General features: G+C 64.3%; 12 protein-coding genes. 11 read left to right on the forward strand and 1 reads right to left on the reverse strand.

All coding sequences use genetic code 11. From position 1 onward, the window contains the following. Positions 1–102: 102 nt before the first annotated feature. From LOY69_RS15005 to pelG, 8 genes are all read left to right on the forward strand, one after another. Positions 103–1035, forward strand: a complete 933-nt coding sequence (locus tag LOY69_RS15005; RefSeq protein WP_265074851.1) for an NAD-dependent epimerase/dehydratase family protein — start codon at positions 103–105, stop codon at positions 1033–1035. 80 nt (positions 1036–1115) lie between these two features. Then, entirely contained in the window at positions 1116–3926 is a 2811-nt protein-coding gene (locus LOY69_RS15010; protein WP_102879376.1) for a bifunctional glycoside hydrolase 114/ polysaccharide deacetylase family protein, read from the forward strand. Then, positions 3904–7491, forward strand: a complete 3588-nt coding sequence (locus tag LOY69_RS15015) for a tetratricopeptide repeat protein (RefSeq protein WP_265074852.1) — start codon at positions 3904–3906, stop codon at positions 7489–7491. The genes LOY69_RS15010 and LOY69_RS15015 overlap by 23 nt, the downstream gene beginning before the upstream one ends. 28 nt (positions 7492–7519) lie before the next feature. After that, positions 7520–8041, forward strand: coding sequence for a penicillin-binding protein activator LpoB (locus LOY69_RS15020; RefSeq protein WP_102865063.1), 522 nt, complete (start codon positions 7520–7522; stop codon positions 8039–8041). 5 nt (positions 8042–8046) lie between these two features. Beyond that, a complete protein-coding gene (locus tag LOY69_RS15025; RefSeq protein ID WP_110595664.1) occupies positions 8047–9417 on the forward strand; it encodes a PelD GGDEF domain-containing protein in 1371 nt (456 codons plus the stop codon). Then, positions 9395–10384 (forward strand): tetratricopeptide repeat protein, encoded by a 990-nt coding sequence (locus LOY69_RS15030; protein ID WP_102865061.1) that lies wholly within the window; start codon positions 9395–9397, stop codon positions 10382–10384. The genes LOY69_RS15025 and LOY69_RS15030 overlap by 23 nt, the downstream gene beginning before the upstream one ends. After that, a complete protein-coding gene (pelF, locus tag LOY69_RS15035) occupies positions 10381–11913 on the forward strand; it encodes a GT4 family glycosyltransferase PelF (protein WP_110595665.1) in 1533 nt (510 codons plus the stop codon). The genes LOY69_RS15030 and pelF overlap by 4 nt, the downstream gene beginning before the upstream one ends. Next, on the forward strand, positions 11914–13284 hold the full coding sequence (pelG, locus tag LOY69_RS15040) for an exopolysaccharide Pel transporter PelG (protein WP_110595666.1): 1371 nt from the start codon (positions 11914–11916) through the stop codon (positions 13282–13284). A 132-nt stretch (positions 13285–13416) separates the two neighbouring features. On the opposite strand, the gene LOY69_RS15045 is transcribed toward pelG, so the two are convergent. After that, entirely contained in the window at positions 13417–14184 is a 768-nt protein-coding gene (locus tag LOY69_RS15045) for a substrate-binding periplasmic protein (protein WP_265074853.1), read from the reverse strand. A 489-nt stretch (positions 14185–14673) separates the two neighbouring features. Between LOY69_RS15045 and LOY69_RS15050 the strand changes: the two genes are divergently transcribed. Genes LOY69_RS15050 through LOY69_RS15060 form a run of 3 tightly spaced genes read left to right on the forward strand, consistent with a single transcriptional unit; the run spans position 14674 to position 20362 of the window. Next, entirely contained in the window at positions 14674–16815 is a 2142-nt protein-coding gene (locus LOY69_RS15050) for a type I secretion system permease/ATPase (RefSeq protein WP_265074854.1), read from the forward strand. Continuing rightward, a complete protein-coding gene (locus LOY69_RS15055) occupies positions 16812–18200 on the forward strand; it encodes an HlyD family type I secretion periplasmic adaptor subunit (RefSeq protein WP_265074855.1) in 1389 nt (462 codons plus the stop codon). The genes LOY69_RS15050 and LOY69_RS15055 overlap by 4 nt, the downstream gene beginning before the upstream one ends. A gap of 2 nt (positions 18201–18202) precedes the next feature. After that, a complete protein-coding gene (locus LOY69_RS15060) occupies positions 18203–20362 on the forward strand; it encodes a type I secretion system permease/ATPase (RefSeq protein ID WP_265074856.1) in 2160 nt (719 codons plus the stop codon). Positions 20363–20405 lie beyond the last annotated feature (43 nt).

The raw sequence follows: 20405 nt of genomic DNA on the forward strand, positions 1-20405 counted from the left end.
AACCAGGGAAATATTGGCCATAGGGGCTAATAGCCATGGCGTATTCAGTGGGTGTGCTAGTTTCAAACGGCGCAGCTGCGATATTTTTCTTCGGGATGATCTATGTCTACTGAACGGATACTGGTGACAGGTGGCGCAGGCTTCATCGGTTCTCACCTGGTTGATGCGCTGTTGGCCAAAGGCTATGGGGTCCGGGTTCTGGATGACCTTTCGACCGGCAAGGTCAGCAATCTGCCGGTGGACAATCCGCAACTGCAACTTGTAGTGGGGGATGTGGCCGATGCCGCGGCCCTGGCGGAAGCCATGCACGGCTGTGGCGCGGTGGTGCACTTGGCGGCTGTCGCTTCGGTCCAGGCCTCGGTCGAGGACCCGGTGCGCACCCACCAGAGCAATTTCATCGGCACGCTGCGGGTGTGCGAGGCCATGGTCGCCGCCGGCATCCGTCGAGTGGTGTTTGCGTCCAGTGCGGCGGTCTATGGCAATAACGGGGAGGGCACCCCGATCAACGAAGACACGCCCAAGTCTCCCCTCACGCCCTATGCGGCGGACAAACTCGCCAGCGAGTACTACCTGGATTTCTACCGTCGCCAGCATGGCCTGGAGCCGGTCATCCTGCGCTTCTTCAATATCTTCGGGCCGCGCCAGGACCCATCGTCGCCGTACTCCGGCGTGATCAGCATCTTCAGCGAACGGGCCAAGCGCGCACGCCCCATCACCGTGTTCGGTGATGGTGGCCAAACCCGCGACTTTGTCTATGTTGAGGACTTGGTGAAGATCCTGGTCCAGGGCCTTGAACATCCGGCACCTGCAGCCGATGCCACCAACGTCGGCCTCAGCGGCGTGACCACCCTCAATGACCTGATTGCCGCCCTGGAACAGATCAGCGGCCAACCCCTGGACGTCAGCCATGGGGCGGCCCGTTCTGGCGATATCCGCCATTCCAAGGCCGACAACCGGCGTTTGTTGGAGCGTTTCGACCTGGGCACGCCCACCAGCCTGACCGAAGGCTTGGCTAGGCTGTACCGCAGTCTTTAGCTTTGCGGGCTTGCACAGACCCGTTTCCGGGGACTTGAGCGTTTGCTGTTGTGCGGATTGATTGACTTGAAGAGTGAGTGATGGACATGGAGTTTCGCCGGGGGAGTGTCTGCACAGTGGTTCGGCGTCTGTTTACTGCATTAGCGTTATGTGCCGGCCATTCGCTGGTACAAGCCGCCCCGGCGGCTCCCGCCAGCGTCGGTTTCTGGTACGCCGAGCAACCGCCGCTGCCGGAGCTGGCGCAGTTCGAGTGGGCGGTGGTCGAGCCCGGTCATATGGCCCCAGGGGATGTCGCTACCTTGCGCAAGCTGGGCAGCCAGCCGTTCGCCTACCTGTCGGTGGGCGAGTTCGACGGCGATCGCGCCGCACTGGACAAGGAAGCCCTGAGCCACGGAGCCAGCGCCATCCGCAACAAGGCGTGGAACAGCCAGGTGATGGACATCGCCACCCCGGCCTGGCGCGAACACCTGTTCAAGCGCGCCAAGGCGTTGCAGGACCAGGGTTATGCCGGTCTGTTCCTCGATACCCTGGACAGCTTCCAGTTGCTTCCCGAAGCCGATCGCGAACCGCAACGCCAGGCCCTGGCGTCGTTCCTGCGGGAACTGCACAGCCGCCTGCCGAACCTCAAACTGTTCTTCAACCGGGGGTTCGAGGTCTTGGGCGAACTCGACGGCGTCGCCTCGGCCGTGGCGGTCGAATCGATCCATGCCGGCTGGGATGCCTCGACCAAGCGTTATCGTCCGGTGTCCGAGTCCGATCGCAACTGGCTCGAAGGCGAACTCAAACCACTGCGGGCAAAAAACATTCCACTGGTGGCCATCGACTACTTGCCGTCCAACCGTCGTGAAGAGGCGCGCAAGCTGGTGCGCCAGTTGAGTCAGGAAGGCTTTATCCCGGTGGTCACCACCCCGGACCTGAATGCCATCAGCATGAGCACCGTGGAAGTGCAGCCGCGGCGCATCGCCATGCTCTATGACCCGCGTGAAGGTGAACTCTACGACCACGCCGGGCACCGGATGCTGGGCGGCCTGCTGGAATACCTGGGCTATCGGGTCGACTACCTGCCCGCCGATGACAGCCTGCCGTCCTATAGCTTCGCCGGCCTCTATGCCGGGGTGGTGCTGTGGATGACCAGCGGCCCGCCCCAGGACAGTCGTGCCTTTAACAGCTGGATTGGCCAACGCCTGGACGAGCAGGTGCCGTTGGCCATCATGGCCGGGCTGCCCATCGAAGATCGCGCACTGCTCAAGCGCCTGGGGCTGAACCTCGCAGCGCCAGGGGCTCGCGGGGCACTGCAGGTGCTGAGCCAGGACAAGACACTGATCGGTGGCTTCGAAGCGCCGGTCGTGGCCCGTTCCCGTGAACTGACCCGGGTGACGCTGCTGCCCGACGGGCCGAAACCGGCACTGTTGCTGGGCGATGACAAGGGCGGCAAGTACGCCCCCGTGGCCATCGGCGCCTGGGGCGGCATGGCCTTGGCGCCTTATGTGGTGGAGTCCAATATCGAGCGCAGCCGCTGGATTCTCGACCCCTTCGCCTTTATCCAGAAAGCCCTGCGTCTGCCGGCGCAACCGCGCCCGGACACCACCACCGAGAACGGCCGGCGGATCGCCACCGTGCATATCGACGGCGACGGTTTTCCCTCCCGCGCCGAAGTGCGCGGCACCCCGTATTCCGGGCGCCAGGTGCTGGATGACTACATTCGTCCCAACCCGTACCTGACCTCGGTGTCGATCATCGAAGGGGAGATCGGGCCCAAGGGCATGTCGCCGTTTCTGGCCAGGGAACTGGAGCCGATCGCCCAGGAGATCTTTGCCGACCCCAAGGTCGAGGTGGCCACCCACACCTACAGTCACCCGTTCTACCTGCAGCCGGAGAAGGCCAAGAAGGACGAGGACTTCAGCGCCGAATACGGCCTGCGCCTGAATATCCCGGGGTACAAGAACCTGGATTACAAGCGCGAGATCCTCGGCTCGCGGGACTACATCAATAGCCGCCTGACCACCGCGCAGAAGCCGGTGAAGCTGCTCTTCTGGCCGGGGGACGCGCTGCCCAGCGCCGAGACCATCAAGCTGGCCTACGACGCCGGACTGAAAAACGTCAACGGCGGGCAGACCATCCTGACCAAGGCCAATTCCTCGTTGACCGGCCTGTACCCCTTGCTGCGTCCCACCGAAGGCGGCTTGCAGTACTACGCGCCGGTGATCAACGAGAACATGTACACCAACCTCTGGAAAGGCCCGTATTACGGCTTTCGCGACGTGATCGACACCTTCGAACTGACCGACAGCCCACGGCGCCTGCGGGGCATTCACCTGTACTACCACTTCTATTCGGGGACCAAGCAGGCATCGATCAAGGCCATGACCGACATCTATCAGTTCATGCGTGGCCAGCAGCCGATGTCCTTGTGGATGAGCGACTACCTGGATCGGATCCACGGCCTGTACCAGGCCAGCCTGGCCCGTACGCTCAATGGTGACTGGCAGGTTCGCGGCATGGATGGCTTGCGCACCCTGCGCCTGGACCCGGCGCTGGGCTGGCCGGACCTCGGCCGTTCCCAGGGCGTAGCGGGGGTCCGCGATCTGCCCCAGGGGCGTTATGTGGCCTTGAGCCGCGATCATGCGCTGCTGGCCCTGCGTCCTGAGCGTGATCCACGTCCGGCTCTGGAGCTGGCGAACATTCCCCTGCGTGACTGGCGCTATGTCAGCGATCGACAGGTGACGTTCTCATTTGCCGGTCAATTCAACCTGGAGTTCTCGGTGCGTTCGGCCAGCCCCTGCCGGGTCGAGGTCCAGGGCCAACGTTATGCCGGCAAGTCCGAGCAGGGCCTGTGGCATTTCCAACTTCCCATGAAGCAGGTGAGTAATGCCCAACTCCTCTGCAACTAAGGCCCCACGCGCGCGGCTGCTCAATCCCTGGGCGTTGCTGGTGGTGGCGATTGTCGTCGGTATCTTGCTGTGGGCGACCTATCGCAACGAAGATGCGTTCCGTCCCAAGGGCGGCCAACCGGATGAAGTGTCCGCCAGCTATGCCGAAGTCCTGCTGGCGGCCCACCCGGAAAACAACGAGTTGCGCACTCAGTTGCTCGATCTGCTGATTCAGCTGGGCGACTACCCGAGAGCGGAAAAACACCTGGCGCAGTGGTCACAGCCCGATCCGGCGCTGAAGGCCTACTACCGCTTGCAACTCGATGCCCTGGCGCTGAACAACAGCACTGACAGCGCCGCGTTACAGGCCCTGGCCGAGCGCTTCAAGGCCTTTGACTACAAGGCACTGCCCAGCCCGCAGCTCGAGCGCCTGGCCACTCTGGCCTTGAGCGCCCAGGCCCCGGGACTGGCTGCCGATGCCTATACCGAGCTGGCCCGTCGCGATCCCAAGCAGCGCGATCAATGGCTACCCGAGGCGGCCAAGTGGTACCAGGCCAGCGAGCAACCCGGGCGCGCCGCCGATCTCTATGTGCAACTGCTCGATGCCAGCCAGACGCCGCAAGAGCGTCGCCAGTTCCTGGAGAAAGCCTTCAAGAGCCTGGTGGCAGCGGATCGTGGCGATCAGGCCGCCGAGCTGCTGGCCCGGGAGCTGGCCACCCAGCCGGACGCGCTGGATGCGGCGCTGCTGGATCAGGGCGTCGACGTGGCGGTGGCGCACAACCGCAGGGACCTGGCCGAGCAGTTCTTCAGTGCCTGGCGCAAGTTGCAACCCGACAGCCCGGAAGTGCTGGCCAAGGAATTCAAGCAGCGCCTGGCCTTCGGTGACCTCGAAGGGGCATATGCCGTGGGCTCGCAGCTGCTGGAGCTGCATCCGGATGATCCGCTGCTGCTGGAGCAGATGGCCCACATTGCCGAATGGCAGGGCGATTCGGCCTCGGCGCTGGGCTACTGGATCAGCCTGAGCAAGCTGCGCAACAACCCGGCCGAGTTCGAGCACACCTGGCGCCTGGCGATGCAGACCTACGATTTCGACCGGGGCATTCCACTGCTGGCGGGGATCATGGAGACCCGGGCCTTGAGCGATGTCGAACTCGATGCCCTGGTGTACGCCGAAGAATCCAGGGGCACGCCCGAGCAGGGGGAACAGTGGCTGCGCCGCTATGTCGGCAAATACCCGAAACACCGGCTGGCCTGGGTCCGTCTGTTGCAGAACCTGGAAAACACCGCGCAGTACCCGCAGCGGCTGGCGGTCTGGAAGCGCTTCGCCGGCCTTTATCCGTTGACCAGCACCGAGCGGGTGGACTGGGCCAACAACCACCTCAAGCTGTTCGACAGCCCGTCGGCCTGGAAGGTGATCACCGCAGTCGACGGCAACAAGATCAATGACTTCAACTACTGGCAGTCCCGTGCCGCACTGGCTTGGGACCTGGAGTTGGACGATGAACTGCAGCTGGCACTGGAGAAGATGCTGGCCATCAAGGGCTCGCTCAATAGTGGCGACGAGAGTGAGTTGATTGCCCTCTATCGCGTCCGCGATCCGCGCAAGGCCTTGCAGTTGACCGTTGACAGTTGGCGCCGTGAGCACAATCCGCAACGCCTGATTGCGGCCCTGCAACTGGCCCAGGAGCTTCAGGACTGGCCACTGGTGGTCGACCTGCTTAAGGAAGCCGACCAGTACCCGGATGCCTCCGACCGCTCCCAGGTCCTGGCTGCCCGCGGTGCGCTGGCGGTGCAACAAGGCCGTACCGACGAGGCCCTGCGCCTGTATCGCCTGGGCTTGAGCCGCTTCCCGGATGACAACACCTTCCGCGAGCGCCTGATGTGGCTGTATGTCGACCTGGGTCGCACTGGCGAGCTCAAGCCGCTGTTGCAGCAATGGCGCTCCCTGGCCCGCGGTGACAGCACCCTATGGTTGCCGTTTGCCGCTGCCAGTCAGTTGCTCGGGCGCAATACCGAGGCCCTGGCCTGGTACCGCCTGTACCTGCGGAGCAACCCACAGGACTGGATGGTCCAGGCGGCCTACGCCGACGCCCTGGAAGGCGCGGGGTATGCCGACTCGGCCCAGCGCCTGCGGCTCAAGCTCAACCGTGAAGTAACGCCTGAGCAGATCCGCGCCACGCCTCAGGGCTATGCGACCTGGCTGCGCCTGGTGGCCAGCAGCTACTCGTCGCGCAAGGCGCTGAACAAGGCGATGCAATGGCAGGACGGCTCCAAGCCGATGCTGCAGTTGTGGTTCGACCAGATGCTGGCCCGCCTGGATGAGATCAATCAGTCGACGCAGAAAGATGACTGGCTGGCCTGGGCCCGCGCCCGTGGCCTCAAGGTCAATCGCTACGAACAGATCCAGGAAGCCCTGCGCGGCAACAACCGCCAGGCCCTGGAACGCCTGGTGGCCAGCGACGACCTGGACCCGGCGCAACGGGTCGAGGCCCTGAACAGCCTGGGGCGCAGTGGCGAAGCGCTGGCCGTGGACCTGTCGGCGCTGGGCGAGGACCAGCCTGCGGCGCTCCGTGAGCAATTGCGGCGCCAGGCCATCGAATTGACCGAGCGCACCCCCCAGGGTGTGCAGATCGCCTGGGATCGCCAGGACTACGGCGGACTGGTGTTCAACGGCCCGCGCCTCACCGCAGCGCGTTACCTGAACGACAACTGGTACGCCAAGCTGGTACTGGAGCAGGGCCGATACAGCGGCGATGTCCTCGACCCATCGCGCCTGGGCAACGAGACCAATACCGAATTGACCTTGCAGCGGCAGTTGGAGAACGGCAACTACAAGCTGATTTTCGACAGCAGCCTGCGCAAGGACGATGACCGCAACGGCCTGGGCGCCAGCCGTACCTGGCAGGTGGACAGCGGCAACGAACTGGACGTCGGCGCCGATTGGCATCGCAAGAACGAGGACAGCGGCTACATGCGCACCTTCGGCCGGCAGGATGATGTCTGGGTCGGTGGGCGGCATCGCTATTCGGCCCGTGACCAGTTGTCCTGGAGCCTGGCCCAGCGCTGGTTCTCGACCCGCGGCGGCGATGACCTGGGCAATGGTCAGGCGTTGAAGATCGAGTTCGACCACACCCTGCAGTTCGAAGGGCCGAACTGGCAATTGCGCAGCGGTATCGATTACCAGCAAAACAGCCTGAACAACCGTTCGCTGCCCAACCTGGCCAATACCCTGGGTGGGGGCATCGACCTGATCGGGGCCGAACTCGACAATCCGGACCAGATCAACAGCCAGACCCTGCTGCAGAAACACTACGGCCAGCTGTTCTTCGGCAGTTCGTGGCGGCGTGGCTTCCCGGGGGCATTGAACCGCACGCGCGGGCAATACACCTGGCTGGTGGACGTCAGCACCGGCTGGCAGTGGACCGACAACACCATCAACTACGCCATCAGTACCGGTATCGGCACCGAGGTCATAGGGGATGACGAATTGGCAGTGACCTTCGGCTACCAGTCGGCGCCACAAGGCGGAACTGGCCAGTCCGGTGGCACCGCAGGTGTCAGCTACAGCGTGCGTTTCGGACGCTGATCATGGAATTCAAAGAGGAGTGAACCTTATGCAATCCATTCGTTGCGTGAGTCTGGCGATGGCCGCTTTGCTGATGGCCGGCTGCACCAGCTTTACCGGTCAAGACAGCCCTGAACTGTCCAAGAGTGCGCGCTGGGGCGTGTTGCCGCTGGTCAACTATTCCCAGACGCCCCAGGCCGGGGAGCGCAGTGAGCAGATTCTGCTCAGCGTGCTGAGCAGCCGCGGCCTGCAACCCCAGGTCTACAGCGGCGCGCCGGGGCAGGGCGAGCAGGCCTTGCTCGACGACAACGAGCGTCTGGCCGGTGCCATGGATTGGGCCCGCGAGCAGAAGCTCGACTATGTGGTGTCCGGCAGTGTTGAAGAGTGGCAGTACAAAAATGGCCTGGATGGCGAGCCGGCGGTGGGCATCAGCCTGCGGGTGGTCGAGGCGGGCACCGGCAAAGTGCTCTGGAGCAATAGTGGCGCCCGTGCCGGCTGGTCTCGTGAAAGCCTGGCTGGCGCAGCGCAGAAGGTGCTCGACAAGCTTGTCGGTGGCCTTAGGATCGAGTGACTGTCATGAGCTCTCCACACATGGACTACGCGCTGGCGCCCCGCGCCAGCGGTCCGGCGTCATGGCTGGAAACATTCCTGGTGACCGGGCTGGTCATCGGCTTGGGGCTGTGGCTGACGCCGCAGGACCCGCTGCAAGTACAGGCCGAGTTCCCCTGGCCGGTGCTGGCGCCGTTGTTGCTGGGCGTGCGCTACGGCTTTGTCCGCGGCCTGATCAGCGCCAGCCTGCTGGTGGCGGCGTTCTTCATCCTGCGTCAGTCGGGGCTGGAGGCTTACGCGCCTATCGCTTCGTCCTACATCGTCGGCGTGCTGGTCTGCGGCATGCTCGTGGGCGAGGTGCGCGACCTGTGGGAGCGGCGCCTGTTGCGCTTGCAGATGGCCAACGAGTATCGCCAGTACCGACTCGACGACTTCACCCGGGCGCACCAGATCCTGCGGGTGTCCCATGATCGCCTGGAGCAGCGTCTGGCCGGCAGCGACCAGAGCCTGCGCAGTTCCTTGCTGGGCCTGCGCGAGCGCCTGCGTGCGGTGCCCAATGGCGATGATTCGCTGACCCTGCTGGCCGAGCCGGTGCTGACCCTGCTGGGCCAGTACGGCTCGTTGCGGGTGGCCGGGCTGTACCGTGTGGAGCAGGCCGGTAGCGCGCCTCCCACCCTGACGCTGCTGGCCTCCACCGGGACCATGGGCCCCCTGGACAACCAGGACCTGCTGGTGCGCTTGTGCCTGGAGCGCGAAGAGCTGGTGAGTGTGCGTGAAGAGCTGCTCGACAGCGGCGGGCAGGCGTCGGTGTCGTCCCTGCAGGCCTGTATTCCCTTGGTCGATACCCAGGGGCGGGTGCTGGCGATTCTCGCGGTGCGGCAGATGCCGTTCTTTGCCTTCCAGGAGCGCACCCTCAGCCTGCTGGCGCTGCTGGCCGGGCATATCGCCGACCTGCTGCACCCGGATTCACAGGTACTGCAGCTGGAAAACGCCGACGCCCAGCACTTCACCCGCCAGCTCAAGCGTTCGCTGGTGGATGTCGAGCAACACGGTCTGTCCGGATGCCTCTACGCCTTTGAACTGACCCAGCCCAACGATGAACTGGCGCGGCTGTTCGAGCGCAGCCAGCGCGGGCTGGACCTGCACCTGAGCCTGGTCAACGGGCGCGGGCACGGGCTGTTGCTGGTGCTGTTGCCATTGACCAGTGCCGAGGGCGCCCAAGGCTACCTGGCGCGCCTGGGCAAGCTGGTTCACGAGCACTTCGGCATGAACGTGGACCTGGCCAGCCTGGGGGTCACGGTGCTGCCTTACGACCTGGAGTCGGCCCGGCAACGCGATGGGCTGCGTAACTTCCTGTACAACGAGTGTGGCCTGAATGATCAGCAAGTGGCTGTTTAGCGGAGCGCTGTTTTTCGAGGTGGGGAGCTGGGCCAGTCTGACGACTCAATTGCCCGACCTGCAGATCGCGCTGCTGTATGCAATGTCCCACGGTATCGCCTGCGGCCTGCTGACGGCGGCGGTGTGGCTGCTGCTGCCGGCCCGCTATCGCCGGCCGTTGCCCTGGAGCCCGCTGTTCATTTTCAGCCTGGCGTTCTTTGTACCGCTGCTGGGCTCGGTCGGGGTGATTGCCGCGATCTTTCCGGCGCTGTATCTGCCGCGCAAGCGCGAGACGCAGATGTGGCAGGCGGTTGGCATTCCCGAACTGCCGTTTCGCGCCCAGACCCATCTGCATTCGCCGACCTTCGGCGACAGCGGCTTGCAGGATGTGCTGCGCCACGCCCCGGACCCCGACCAGCGCCTGGCAGCGCTGCTCGCCACCCGCAAGATGCCGGGCAAGGAAGCGGTGCCGATCCTCAAGCTGGCCCTGGGAGATCCCAGCGACGATGTCCGCCTGCTGGCCTATTCGATGCTCGACAAGCAGGAAACCGACATCAACCAGCGCATCCAGACCGCCCTCGAACAGTTGCCCGGTGCCGCGCCGAAGAAGGCCGGCGCCTTGCATGCCACCCTGGCGCGCTGGTACTGGGAGCTGGCCTACCTGGGCCTGGCCCAGGGCAGCGTCCAGCAGCACGTGCTAGGGCAAGCCGGCGAGCATGCCGAGCTGGCGCTGGAGGCGGGAGAGGGCGGCGAGTTGCTGTTGCTGGCCGGGCGTATCGCCCTTGAGCGGGGCGACATCGGCAAGGCGCGACTGCACATGCACCAGGCCCAGGAAGCGGGCATGGACCCGGCCAAGGTCTTGCCGTTTCGGGCCGAGATCGCCTTTGAAACCGGCAACTATTCAGAGATTCCCGCGCTGCTCAAAAGCTTGCCGCCGCAGATGCAACAACGTCCGCCCTTTGCCGGGCTGGTAAGGACCTGGACATGAAAACCGCCGTCAACCCAACGCCCATTGCCGATGTCTGCCTGTTGCTCGAGGGCACCTGGCCTTATGTGCGCGGCGGTGTGTCCAGCTGGATTCATCAGATGATCCTCGGTCTGCCGCAACTGACCTTTTCCGTGCTGTTCATTGGGGGGCAGCGCGAAGCCTACGGTCAGCGCCGCTACGAGATCCCGGCCAACGTGGTGCACATCGAAGAAGTGTATCTGGAGGAGGCCTGGCGCAATCCCAAGCACAAGCGGGTTGCCCACACGGCGTCCCTGGAGGAATTGAGCAACCTGTACCGTTACCTGCACAACCCGGAGAAACCGGCCGCCGAGCTGGGCATTGGCGTGCTCGATTCACTGGCCCAGGCGCGTATCACCCTGGATGACGTGCTTTACAGTCGTCCCAGCTGGGAGGCGCTGACCGAAGGTTACGAACAGCACTGTGCCGATCCGTCCTTCGTCAACTATTTCTGGACCCTGCGCACCATGCAGTCGCCGTTGCTGATGCTCGCCGATGCTGCCCGGCACATGCCGCGGGCCCGGGTCCTGCACTCGATTTCAACCGGTTATGCCGGGCTGGTGGGCTGTATTCTCAAGCAGCTGTGGGGCTGCCAGTTGCTGCTCAGCGAACATGGGATCTACACCAAGGAGCGCAAGATCGACCTGGCTCAAGCCAGCTGGATCGCTGAAAGCAGCAATCAGGCGCTCAACGACAGCATGGACGCAGGCTCCGGTTACATCCGCATGCTCTGGGTGCGCTTCTTCGAGCGCATCGGTCATCTGGTCTACGAAAGCGCCGACCAGATCATTGCCCTGTACGACGGCAACCGCCAGCGCCAGATCAAGGACGGCGCGCCGGCCGAGCGCACCCAGGTGATTCCCAACGGCATCAACCTGGACGTCTGGACCCAGGCCCTTGAGTCCCGGGCCGACGGCATCGCTCCGGTGGTCGGGCTGATCGGCCGGGTGGTGCCGATCAAGGACGTAAAGACCTTCCTGCGGGCCATGCGCGGGGTGGTCAGCGTCATGCCCCAGGTCGAAGGCTGGATCGTCGGGCCGGAAGAGGAAGACCCCGAGTACGTCGCCGAGTGTCGCAGCCTGGTGGCCAGTCTCGGCCTGGAGCAAAAGGTGCTGTTCCTCGGGTTCCAGAAGATCCAGGACATCCTGCCGCAACTGGGCCTGATGGTGCTGACCTCCATCAGCGAGGCCCAGCCCCTGGTGATTCTCGAAGCCTGGGCCGCCGGCACGCCGGTGGTGAGCAGCGACGTGGGCTCTTGCCGTGAGCTGATCGAGGGCGGCGAGGCGGCCGACCGCGATCTGGGGCTGGCCGGGGAAGTGGTGGCCATCGCCGACCCCCAGGCCACGTCCCAGGCGATCATCGACCTGCTGCGCAGTCCCGAACGCTGGAAGTCCGCCCAGGCCGCCGGTTTGCTGCGGGTGCACCGCTATTACAGCGAAACCCTGATGATCGAACGCTATCGCGCGCTGTATGACACCGCCATGGGCACCGCACACAAGGAGGCTGTGTAAATGGCCGGCATCGGTTTTGAACTGCGCAAGATTCTCTCCCGCGACTCCTACACGGCGACGCTGCACGCCTATGTCTATGCCGGGCTGATCAGCTCCGGACCCTGGGTGCTGTCGATTCTCAGCGTGATGCTGGTGGGGGTCATCAGCCTGGGGCTGGTGATTCCGGAGGTGTTGATCCGCCAGTTCCTGATCACCGTGACCTACCTGATGGCCACGTCGCTGATCCTCACCGGCGGTTTGCAGCTGTTCTTCACCCGTTTTGTCTCCGACCGCCTGTTCGAGCGCAAGTACGAGCAGATCCTGCCGAACCTGGTGGGTGTACTGCTGCTGGTGACACTGGGCTCCGGGGTGCTGGGCATCGTGCTGTTGAGCTCCTTGTTCGACCAGCCGCTGCTCTACCGCCTGCTGACCCTGGCCAACTTCGTGGTGCTGTGCAACCTGTGGCTGGTGATCATCTTTCTCTCGGGGATGAAGGCCTATAACCGCATCCTGCTGGTGATGCTGGTGGGCTACGGACTGATGGTCGGCAGCGCATTCTTCCTGCGGCACATGGGCATGGAAGGCTTGTTGCTGGCGTTGCTGCTGGGGCATAGCTCGCTGTTGTTCCTGTTTCTCTACGACATCCTGCGCGAGTACCGGGCGGAAAAGCTGGTGGCCTTCGACTTCCTCGACCGGCGCCAGGTGTTCCTCAGCCTGCTGTTGACCGGGTTTTGCTACAACCTGGGCATCTGGATCGACAAGTTCATCTTCTGGTTCAACCCGGACACCTCCAGCCAGGTGATCGGGCCGATGCGCGCCTCGATCCTCTACGACTTGCCGATCTTCCTCGCCTACCTGGCGATCATTCCCGGCATGGCGGTGTTTCTGGTCAGGATCGAAACCGACTTCGCCGAGTGGTACGACCGGCTGTTTCGCGCGGTGCGCGACGGCGAGACCCTGCAGCATATCGGCTCGCTGAAAGCCGAGATGACCTTCTCGATCCGCCAGGGCCTGCTGGAAATCTGCAAGGTCCAGGGGCTGACGGTGGTGCTGCTGTTTCTTTTCGGTCCGCGCCTGCTGGAGTGGCTGGGGATGTCCAGTTATTACCTGCCGCTGTTCTACATCGACCTGATCGGGGTGAGCATCCAGGTGGTGTTCATGGCGATCCTCAACGTGTTTTTCTACCTCGACAAACGCGCAATCGTGCTGGAGCTGTGCCTGTTCTTCGTCGCCCTCAACGCCGCCTTGACCCTGCTGAGCCTGCACCTGGGGCCGAGCTACTTCGGTTATGGCTTTACCCTGTCGCTGCTGATCTGCGTATTGCTGGGGCTGGCGCGGCTGTCGACGGCGCTGGATGACCTGGAGTACGAGACCTTCATGCTCTCGCGTTGAGGCGTGCACGGCCCCTCCAGGCTCGCAGTCATGACGCCAGCGCAAGCCTGGTACAGGGCCGAGGTGCTGCTGTGCACTGCGTGAGTTGACCCCTGGCGCGAGGTGCTGATTGACCAGCGCCGGGGCAACGGATCACGGCTCTTTCAGGTAAGCGTTTTTTATCCGCTCCAGCGTGCCGTCCTTGCGCAGTGTCTCGACTGCCGCCCGCAAGTGGCGCACGAGCAGCGCATCGCACTGTCTGGAGCAGGCCAGATACAGATCGGTCTTCATCAAGGACGGACTGACCTGCAACGTCTTGTTTGACAGCTTGCGCCAGATAGCTTGCGTTTCAGGAATGCCGTTGAACCAGGCATCGACGCGCCCCATCAGCAGCAATTGCGCCGGATTCTCACCAATCTCAAACGGATAGATCTGGGCATCGCTAAAGCCCTCTGCCCGCAGTTTTTGCTCTTGGGCGCTGCCTCGGCCAACGGCGATACGGGCAAAGGTTTCCCGTGCCTGCTGCATGCTCTGGACGCGTTTATCGAGGCTGAAAAACGCTCTGTCCATGGTCATGATGGGCGCGATCCAGGTGTAATCAGCCTCTCTTTCTGGCGTGCGCGACAGCGGGATGATCAGCTTGTCGACGCCTTTGCGTACGCTTTGCTGGGCTCGTGCCCAAGGCACTTCGACAAAGTGCAGCGTATATCCGGCCCGGGTCGCCGCTTCCAGTGTCGCGTCGCCGACGATGCCATGCAGGCCGGACTGGTCCAGCATCGATAGAGGCGGCGCTTCGGCGATGTACAGGTCGAAGCTACGGGACTCTGCGCCAGACACTGCGGGCCCCCAGACCATCAGCGCGAGCAGCGTCGTCAGGATCAGCGCCCCCCGCTGGCGCAACGTTTGACTCGCATGAGTCATGGCAGTAACTCAACAGACAGTGGCATTTCATGCTCTCGGATTAACGCTGCGTATTCGACACCTACAAAGACCGACCGCAACGACCTGCAAAACGTGCCGCCAAGATTAGAGGGTTATGTGCAGAGATGGATGGATTTGACGGATTATTTTGACCGCTGATTGCCATCACGGTTCAGGGCTGGCGCAACCGGTGAGGGCAGCGACTGCTACGCGCTGACACTCAGGTTGAACAGCCGTGGGCAGCGCTGTATCAGTAGCCTCGCTAGCCTGGGACCAGGTCCCTCTGCATGCGCAGCCTGGGCATGCAGGGGATTTAGGGGACAGCCTTAAGTTTTAGTTAAAACGCTTCAATCAAACTGCTGATTATCATTCGCAATTGGCTGACTCAGACTGCGTTCGTGCCTCCACGCTCCCTGGAGCAAGCAACGAGCGGTCTATGCCAGTCACTATTGCACCACCCCGCAGCCTGTTTTCAGCGGACGCGCCGCTATGACGACGCTGTCTGCCACCTCATCCGCGGCCGATACGGCCGTTCACTCAGCCTTGGCCTGTTGCCATCTGCTGCTGCAACTGACCCAGGAACGCCTACCGCCAGCTGCGCAGCCGCCATCCCAGGAGCAGCCCCTCTCGTCGGACCTGCGCCAGGCCCTCAGGGACTATGCGCGCAACGCCGGCGTTGATCTGCGCCTGGAGCGCCTGGCGCTGGCCCGACTGACGCCGAAGATGCTGCCCCTGGTCTGGCGCAACCACAGCGGCGAATTCATGCTGCTGGCGCGGCTCTCGGACACCCACGCGCTGGTGCAGCGACCTTCAATGCCGACCCCGGACATGCTCGATCGCCAGCAGTTGGCCGAGCAGTGGAGCGGGGAGGTGATTCGCCTGCGCCAGAGCGGTTTGCGCTTCGATCTGTCCTGGTTCGTACCGGAGCTGCTGCGCCACCGGCGGATACTCGGCGAAGTGTTGCTGTGCTCGCTGTTGCTGCAGGTGCTGGCCCTGGCGACGCCGCTGTTCTTCCAGGCGGTGATGGACAAGGTCATGGTGCACCGGGCGCTGTCGACCCTCGACGTGCTGGTGCTGACCCTGGTGCTGGTGGGCCTGTTCGAGGTGCTGCTCAAGGGCTTGCGTGAATACCTGGCGGCGCACACCGCCAATCGCATCGACATCGGCCTTGGGGTCAAGCTCTTGCGCCATCTGCTGGGCTTGCCGTTGCTGTACTTCAAGCAACGCCAGGTGGGGGCGATCATCACCCGGGTCCAGGAGCTGGACAGCATCCGCGAGTTCCTCACCGGTTCGCTGCTGACCCTGTGTGTCGACGTGGCCTTCACCCTGGTGTTCTTTGCGGTCATGGCCTGGATTTCCTGGCCATTGACCCTGCTGGTGCTGCTGACCCTGCCGCTGTATGCGCTGCTGGCCTGGTTCAGCACCGGCCCGCTGGAGAAGCGCATCGAGCGCCAGTTCTACAGCGCGGCGCGCAACACCGCCTTTCTCAATGAAAGCGTCAGCAGCAGCGAAACCATCAAGAGCCTGGCGGTGGAGCCGCGCATGCAGCGTCGCTGGGAGTCGCAGACGGCGCAAATGGTCGAGGCCGGGTTTGCCAGCCAGACCCTGGGCAGCGCCATCAGCCAGAGCGTGATGCTGTTGCAGAAAGTCACCGCGGTGGCGGTGATCTGCTGGGGCGCAAGCCGTGTCATCGACCTGCAGATGAGCATCGGCCAGTTGATTGCCTTCAACATGATGCTGTCCCACGTCAGCCAGCCTGTGGCCAAGCTGATCGAGGTCTGGCAGCAGTTCGTCCGGGTGCGGGTGTCGGTGGACAAGCTGGGCGACATGCTCAACCTGCCGGTGGAGCAGGCCGAGGGGGATTTGCGCCCGACTCAGGCATTGCGTGGCGAAGTGCGCATCGAACAGTTGGTGTTCCGCTACCGTCCGGAACTTGCGTGGGTGCTGCGCGGCCTGGACTTGCATATCGCCGCCGGGCAGACCCTGGGCATCGTCGGGCCGTCCGGCTCCGGCAAGAGCACGCTGACCCGCCTGCTGCAGAAACTCTACACCCCCGATGGCGGGCGCATCCTGATCGACGGCTTGCCCCTGGATCAGTTGCAGCCGGCCTGGCTGCGCAGCCAGATTGGCGTGGTGCTCCAGGAGAACTACCTGTTCAACCGCAGCGTGCGCCACAACATCGCCCTGCGCCATCCCACGGCCTCCCTGGAAAGCGTGATTGCCGCAGCGCGCCTGGCCGGTGCCCATGACTTCATCCTGCGCCTGCCCCTGGGCTACGACACCGTGCTGGCCGAAGCCGGCAGCTCGTTGTCCGGTGGCCAGCGGCAACGCATCGCCATTGCCCGGGCACTGATGGGCGACCCGCGCCTGCTGATTTTCGACGAAGCCACCAGCGCTCTGGATGACGAATCCCAGGCGCTGATCCAGGACAACATGGCGAGCATTGCCCAGGGACGCACGGTGATCATCATTGCCCATCGGCTGTCTGCGGTACGGCATTGCCAACGCATCATCGCCCTGGAACAGGGGCGTATCAGCGAATCCGGCAGCCATCAGCAACTCTTGGCCAACGGCGGTTGCTACGCGCGCCTGTGGGCGTTGCAGCAGGCGCTGAGCAAGGAGGCGTCATGATGTTCGGCACGCTGTTGTCTCGCTGGCGCCGCGTTTGGCAGCGCCTGGGTGATGCGCGGACGCGGCTCAAGCGCAGCCGCGACGAGTACGAGTTCCAGCCCGGCTACCTGGAAATTGTCGAGCGGCCACCGGCGCCCTGGGCGCGCTGCACGGCGCTGCTGCTGATCCTGGCGATCCTGCTGGCCCTGGGCTGGGCGATCTTCGGTTTTCTCGACATTCATGCCAGCGCCGCCGGGCGCCTCATGGTCTCCAGCTACACCAAGGTGATCCAGGCCCACGAGGCGGGTGAAGTCCGGGCCATCCACGTACGTGACGGCCAGCGGGTCAAGGCCGGCGAGGTGCTGGTGGCGCTGAACCCGATTGGCATCGACGCCGAACTGAGCGAGTTGCGCACGCAACTGGACTTCAAGCGTCTGGAGCTGGCCCGGGCCCGCGCACTGCTGACCCCGGAGCCCTTGCACAGCTATCAGGCGCCGGCGGGCCTGGATGCACAGCAGGTAGCAGCGGCCCGGGAGCAACTGCTGAGCACCTGGAAGGAAATCAGCGCCAACCTGGACAGCCTCAACGCCGAGATCGCCATCAACCAGGCCAATCAGCGGGCCCGGGGCAGCGAGATCAGCGCCCTGGGCAAGCTGTCCAGCAATGTGCGCAAACGGCTCCATGCACGCCGGGCGATGGCGGCTGAACAATTGATGCCGATGGTCGAGTTGCTTGAGCAGGAAAAGGAGCAGCTGGAAGTCGAGCGTTCGCTGGCCCAGCAACAGGCCGAGCTGCAGGTGCTCAAGGCCCAGGCGCAGAACCGTCGCGAGCAGCGCGACAGCTTCCTGGCCAGGACCCAGCGCGAGCAGCACGAATTGCTCAACCGCACCCAACAGGAGATCGCGGTGCTTGAGCAGCAACTGATTCGCGGCCGCGACCGCCAGCGCCTGCAAACCCTGCTGGCACCGGTGGACGGCGTGGTCCAGCAACTGGCGGTGCATACCCTGGGCGGCGCCGTGCAAGCGGCGCAACAGTTGCTGGTGATCGTGCCCGAAGGGGCCGAGCTGGATGCCGAGGTCATGGTGCTGAACAAGGACGTGGGCTTCGTCAGGGCCGGTCAGCCTGTGGAGATCAAGGTGGATGCGTTTCCCTACACCCGCTACGGCACCTTGCGCGGCACGGTGGAGCATGTCTCCGGTGATGCCATCAAGGACGAACAGCTGGGGCTGGTGTTCCCCACGCGGATTCGCCTGGAGCGTGCGGCCATTGCCGCGGGGCAGGGCTGGATGCCCTTGCAGGCGGGGATGAGCGTGACCGGCGAGATTCGCACCGGCGAGCGGCGGGTGATCAATTACCTGCTGAGCCCGATTCGTGAGTATCAGTCCGAAGCGTTGCGGGAGCGTTGAACATGACCCGCGCTTTCGATGCCGCTTGCGAACCCTCAGCGACGCTGCTCGACACCGGCCTGCACGCCCTGGCCTGGGCCGCCCGGCGCTTCGACCTGAACATCAGCGTGGCGCAACTGACTCACCGCCTGGGACGGGTTGAAGGTCCGGCCGACAGCCTTGACCTGCGGCGCTGCGCCGGCTGGATCGGCCTGCGCGCACGGGCGGTGCAGAGCCGGGTGCAGCGCCTGCATCACCTGCCGCTGCCGGCACTGTTGAACACCACTCACGGCTGGGCGGTGCTGGAGGCGGTGGAGGGCGAGCAGGTCCGGGTGTTCTGGCCGCTGCAGGGGCAATGCCAGAGCCTGTCGCGCCAGGAGCTGGCGACGCTCTGGCAGGGCCAGGATCAGCGAACGGGAGAGGTGCTGCTGCTGGCCGAGCGACACGTGCAACTCAAGACCGGTGGTTTCGGCGTCTCCTGGTTCCTGCCGTCGATCCTCAAGCATGGGCGCCAGTTTCGCAGCGTGCTGCTGGTGTCGCTGATGCTGCAAGGGGTGGCGCTGGTCACGCCGCTGCTGTTCGAGAACATCATCGACCGGGTCCTGGTCAGTCGCGGCCTGTCGAGCCTGCAAGTGCTGGGGATCGCCATGCTGGCCCTGGCGCTGTTCGAGCCGTTGTTCGGCCTGTTGCGGTCCTGGCTGTTCAGCAATGTGGCGAGCAAGATCAACGCCGAGTTGTCCGCGCGCCTGTACCAGCACCTGATCCAGTTGCCGCTGGAGTATTTCCAGCGCCGCCAGAGCGGCGAGATCATCGCCCGGGTCGGCGAGATGCAGCAGGTCCGCCAGTTTCTCACCGGCTCGGCCTTGACCCTGGTGCTGGACCTGGCGTTCTGCGGGCTGTTCATCGCCGTGATGTACAGCTATGCACCGCTGCTGACCTGGGTGGTGGTGGGTTCCCTGGCCCTGTATTTCCTTTTCTGGCTGTGCGTGGGGCCCTTGCTGCGCAGCCGGGCCTTGCGCGAATACGAGTTGAATGCGGCCAACACGGCGTTTCTCACCGAGACCGTGAGCGGCATCGAGACCATCAAGACCGGGGCCATCGAAAGCGCCTTCCAGCAGCAATGGCAGCGCCAACTGGCGGCCTATGTGCGGGCGGCGTTCCACACCCGCATCGTCGGCATCTGGGCCGGGCAGGGCATCGGCCTGATCCAGAAGCTGACCGCGGCGCTGTTGCTCTGGTGGGGCGTAATGCTGGTGCTGGACGGCCAGTTGAGCCCCGGTCAGCTGGTGGCCTTCAACATGCTGGCCGGGCATGTGGTGGAGCCGATCCTGCGCCTGGCCCAGGTCTGGCAGGACTTTCAGCACACGCTGATTTCCCTGCGCCGCCTGGGGGACATTCTCGACAGCGACTGTGAAAGCGGTAGCGGCGGTCTGGCCTCGGTGCCGGCGTTGCAGGGCGCCGTGAGCTTCCAGGGCGTGCGCTTTCGCTACGAAGAAGACGGCCAGGAGGTGCTGCGCCAGCTGGATCTGGAGATCCAGCCGGGCGAGTTCGTCGGCATTACCGGGCCCTCCGGTTCCGGCAAGTCGACCCTGACCCGCCTGCTGCAGCGCCTCTATGTGCCCCAGCACGGCCGGGTGCTGGTGGACGGCATCGACCTGGCCATCGCCGACCCGGTGGCCCTGCGCCGCAACATGAGCGTGGTGCTCCAGGAGAGCGTGCTGTTCGCCGGCAGCATTGCCCAGAACATCCGCCTGTGCCGGCCTCAGGCCAGCGATGCCGAAGTGCAGCACGCTGCGAGTCTGGCCGGGGCGGCGTCCTTTATCGAGGCCCTGGCCCAAGGCTACGAGACCGAGGTGGGCGAGCGGGGCGGCCAGCTCTCCGGCGGCCAGCGGCAACGCATTGCCCTGGCCCGGGCCCTGCTGACCAACCCCGGCATCCTGTTGCTGGACGAAGCCACCAGTGCCCTGGACTACGAGTCGGAAGCGGCGGTGATGGCCAATCTGCAGGGCATCGTCCGCGGCCGCACGGTGATCAGTGTCGCCCATCGCCTCAACACCCTGCGCCACGCGGACCGGATTCTGGTCATCGATCAGGGCCGGGTGCTCGAACAAGGCACACATCAACAGCTGCTCGCCCTGGACGGCGTGTATGCCCGGCAATGGGCACTGCAGATGAAGGATTGACCCCACCCACGGCAGGAGGACTCAGCCACCCGTCATGTCTCCC

Origin of the sequence: Pseudomonas sp. B21-059 (genome assembly GCF_026016285.1) — a bacterium.
GTDB classification, from domain to species: Bacteria; Pseudomonadota; Gammaproteobacteria; order Pseudomonadales; family Pseudomonadaceae; genus Aquipseudomonas; species Aquipseudomonas danubii.

Bases quoted from the DNA above. Each gene is read 5' to 3' on its own strand.
- LOY69_RS15005 (WP_265074851.1), top strand. From the start codon at position 103: ATGTCTACTGAACGGATACTGGTGACAGGTGGCGCAGGCTTCATCGGT.
- LOY69_RS15010 (WP_102879376.1), top strand. From the start codon at position 1,116: ATGGACATGGAGTTTCGCCGGGGGAGTGTCTGCACAGTGGTTCGGCGT.
- LOY69_RS15015 (WP_265074852.1), top strand. From the start codon at position 3,904: ATGCCCAACTCCTCTGCAACTAAGGCCCCACGCGCGCGGCTGCTCAAT.
- LOY69_RS15020 (WP_102865063.1), top strand. From the start codon at position 7,520: ATGCAATCCATTCGTTGCGTGAGTCTGGCGATGGCCGCTTTGCTGATG.
- LOY69_RS15025 (WP_110595664.1), top strand. From the start codon at position 8,047: ATGAGCTCTCCACACATGGACTACGCGCTGGCGCCCCGCGCCAGCGGT.
- LOY69_RS15030 (WP_102865061.1), top strand. From the start codon at position 9,395: ATGATCAGCAAGTGGCTGTTTAGCGGAGCGCTGTTTTTCGAGGTGGGG.
- pelF (WP_110595665.1), top strand. From the start codon at position 10,381: ATGAAAACCGCCGTCAACCCAACGCCCATTGCCGATGTCTGCCTGTTG.
- pelG (WP_110595666.1), top strand. From the start codon at position 11,914: ATGGCCGGCATCGGTTTTGAACTGCGCAAGATTCTCTCCCGCGACTCC.
- LOY69_RS15045 (WP_265074853.1), bottom strand. From the start codon at position 14,184: ATGACTCATGCGAGTCAAACGTTGCGCCAGCGGGGGGCGCTGATCCTG.
- LOY69_RS15050 (WP_265074854.1), top strand. From the start codon at position 14,674: ATGACGACGCTGTCTGCCACCTCATCCGCGGCCGATACGGCCGTTCAC.
- LOY69_RS15055 (WP_265074855.1), top strand. From the start codon at position 16,812: ATGATGTTCGGCACGCTGTTGTCTCGCTGGCGCCGCGTTTGGCAGCGC.
- LOY69_RS15060 (WP_265074856.1), top strand. From the start codon at position 18,203: ATGACCCGCGCTTTCGATGCCGCTTGCGAACCCTCAGCGACGCTGCTC.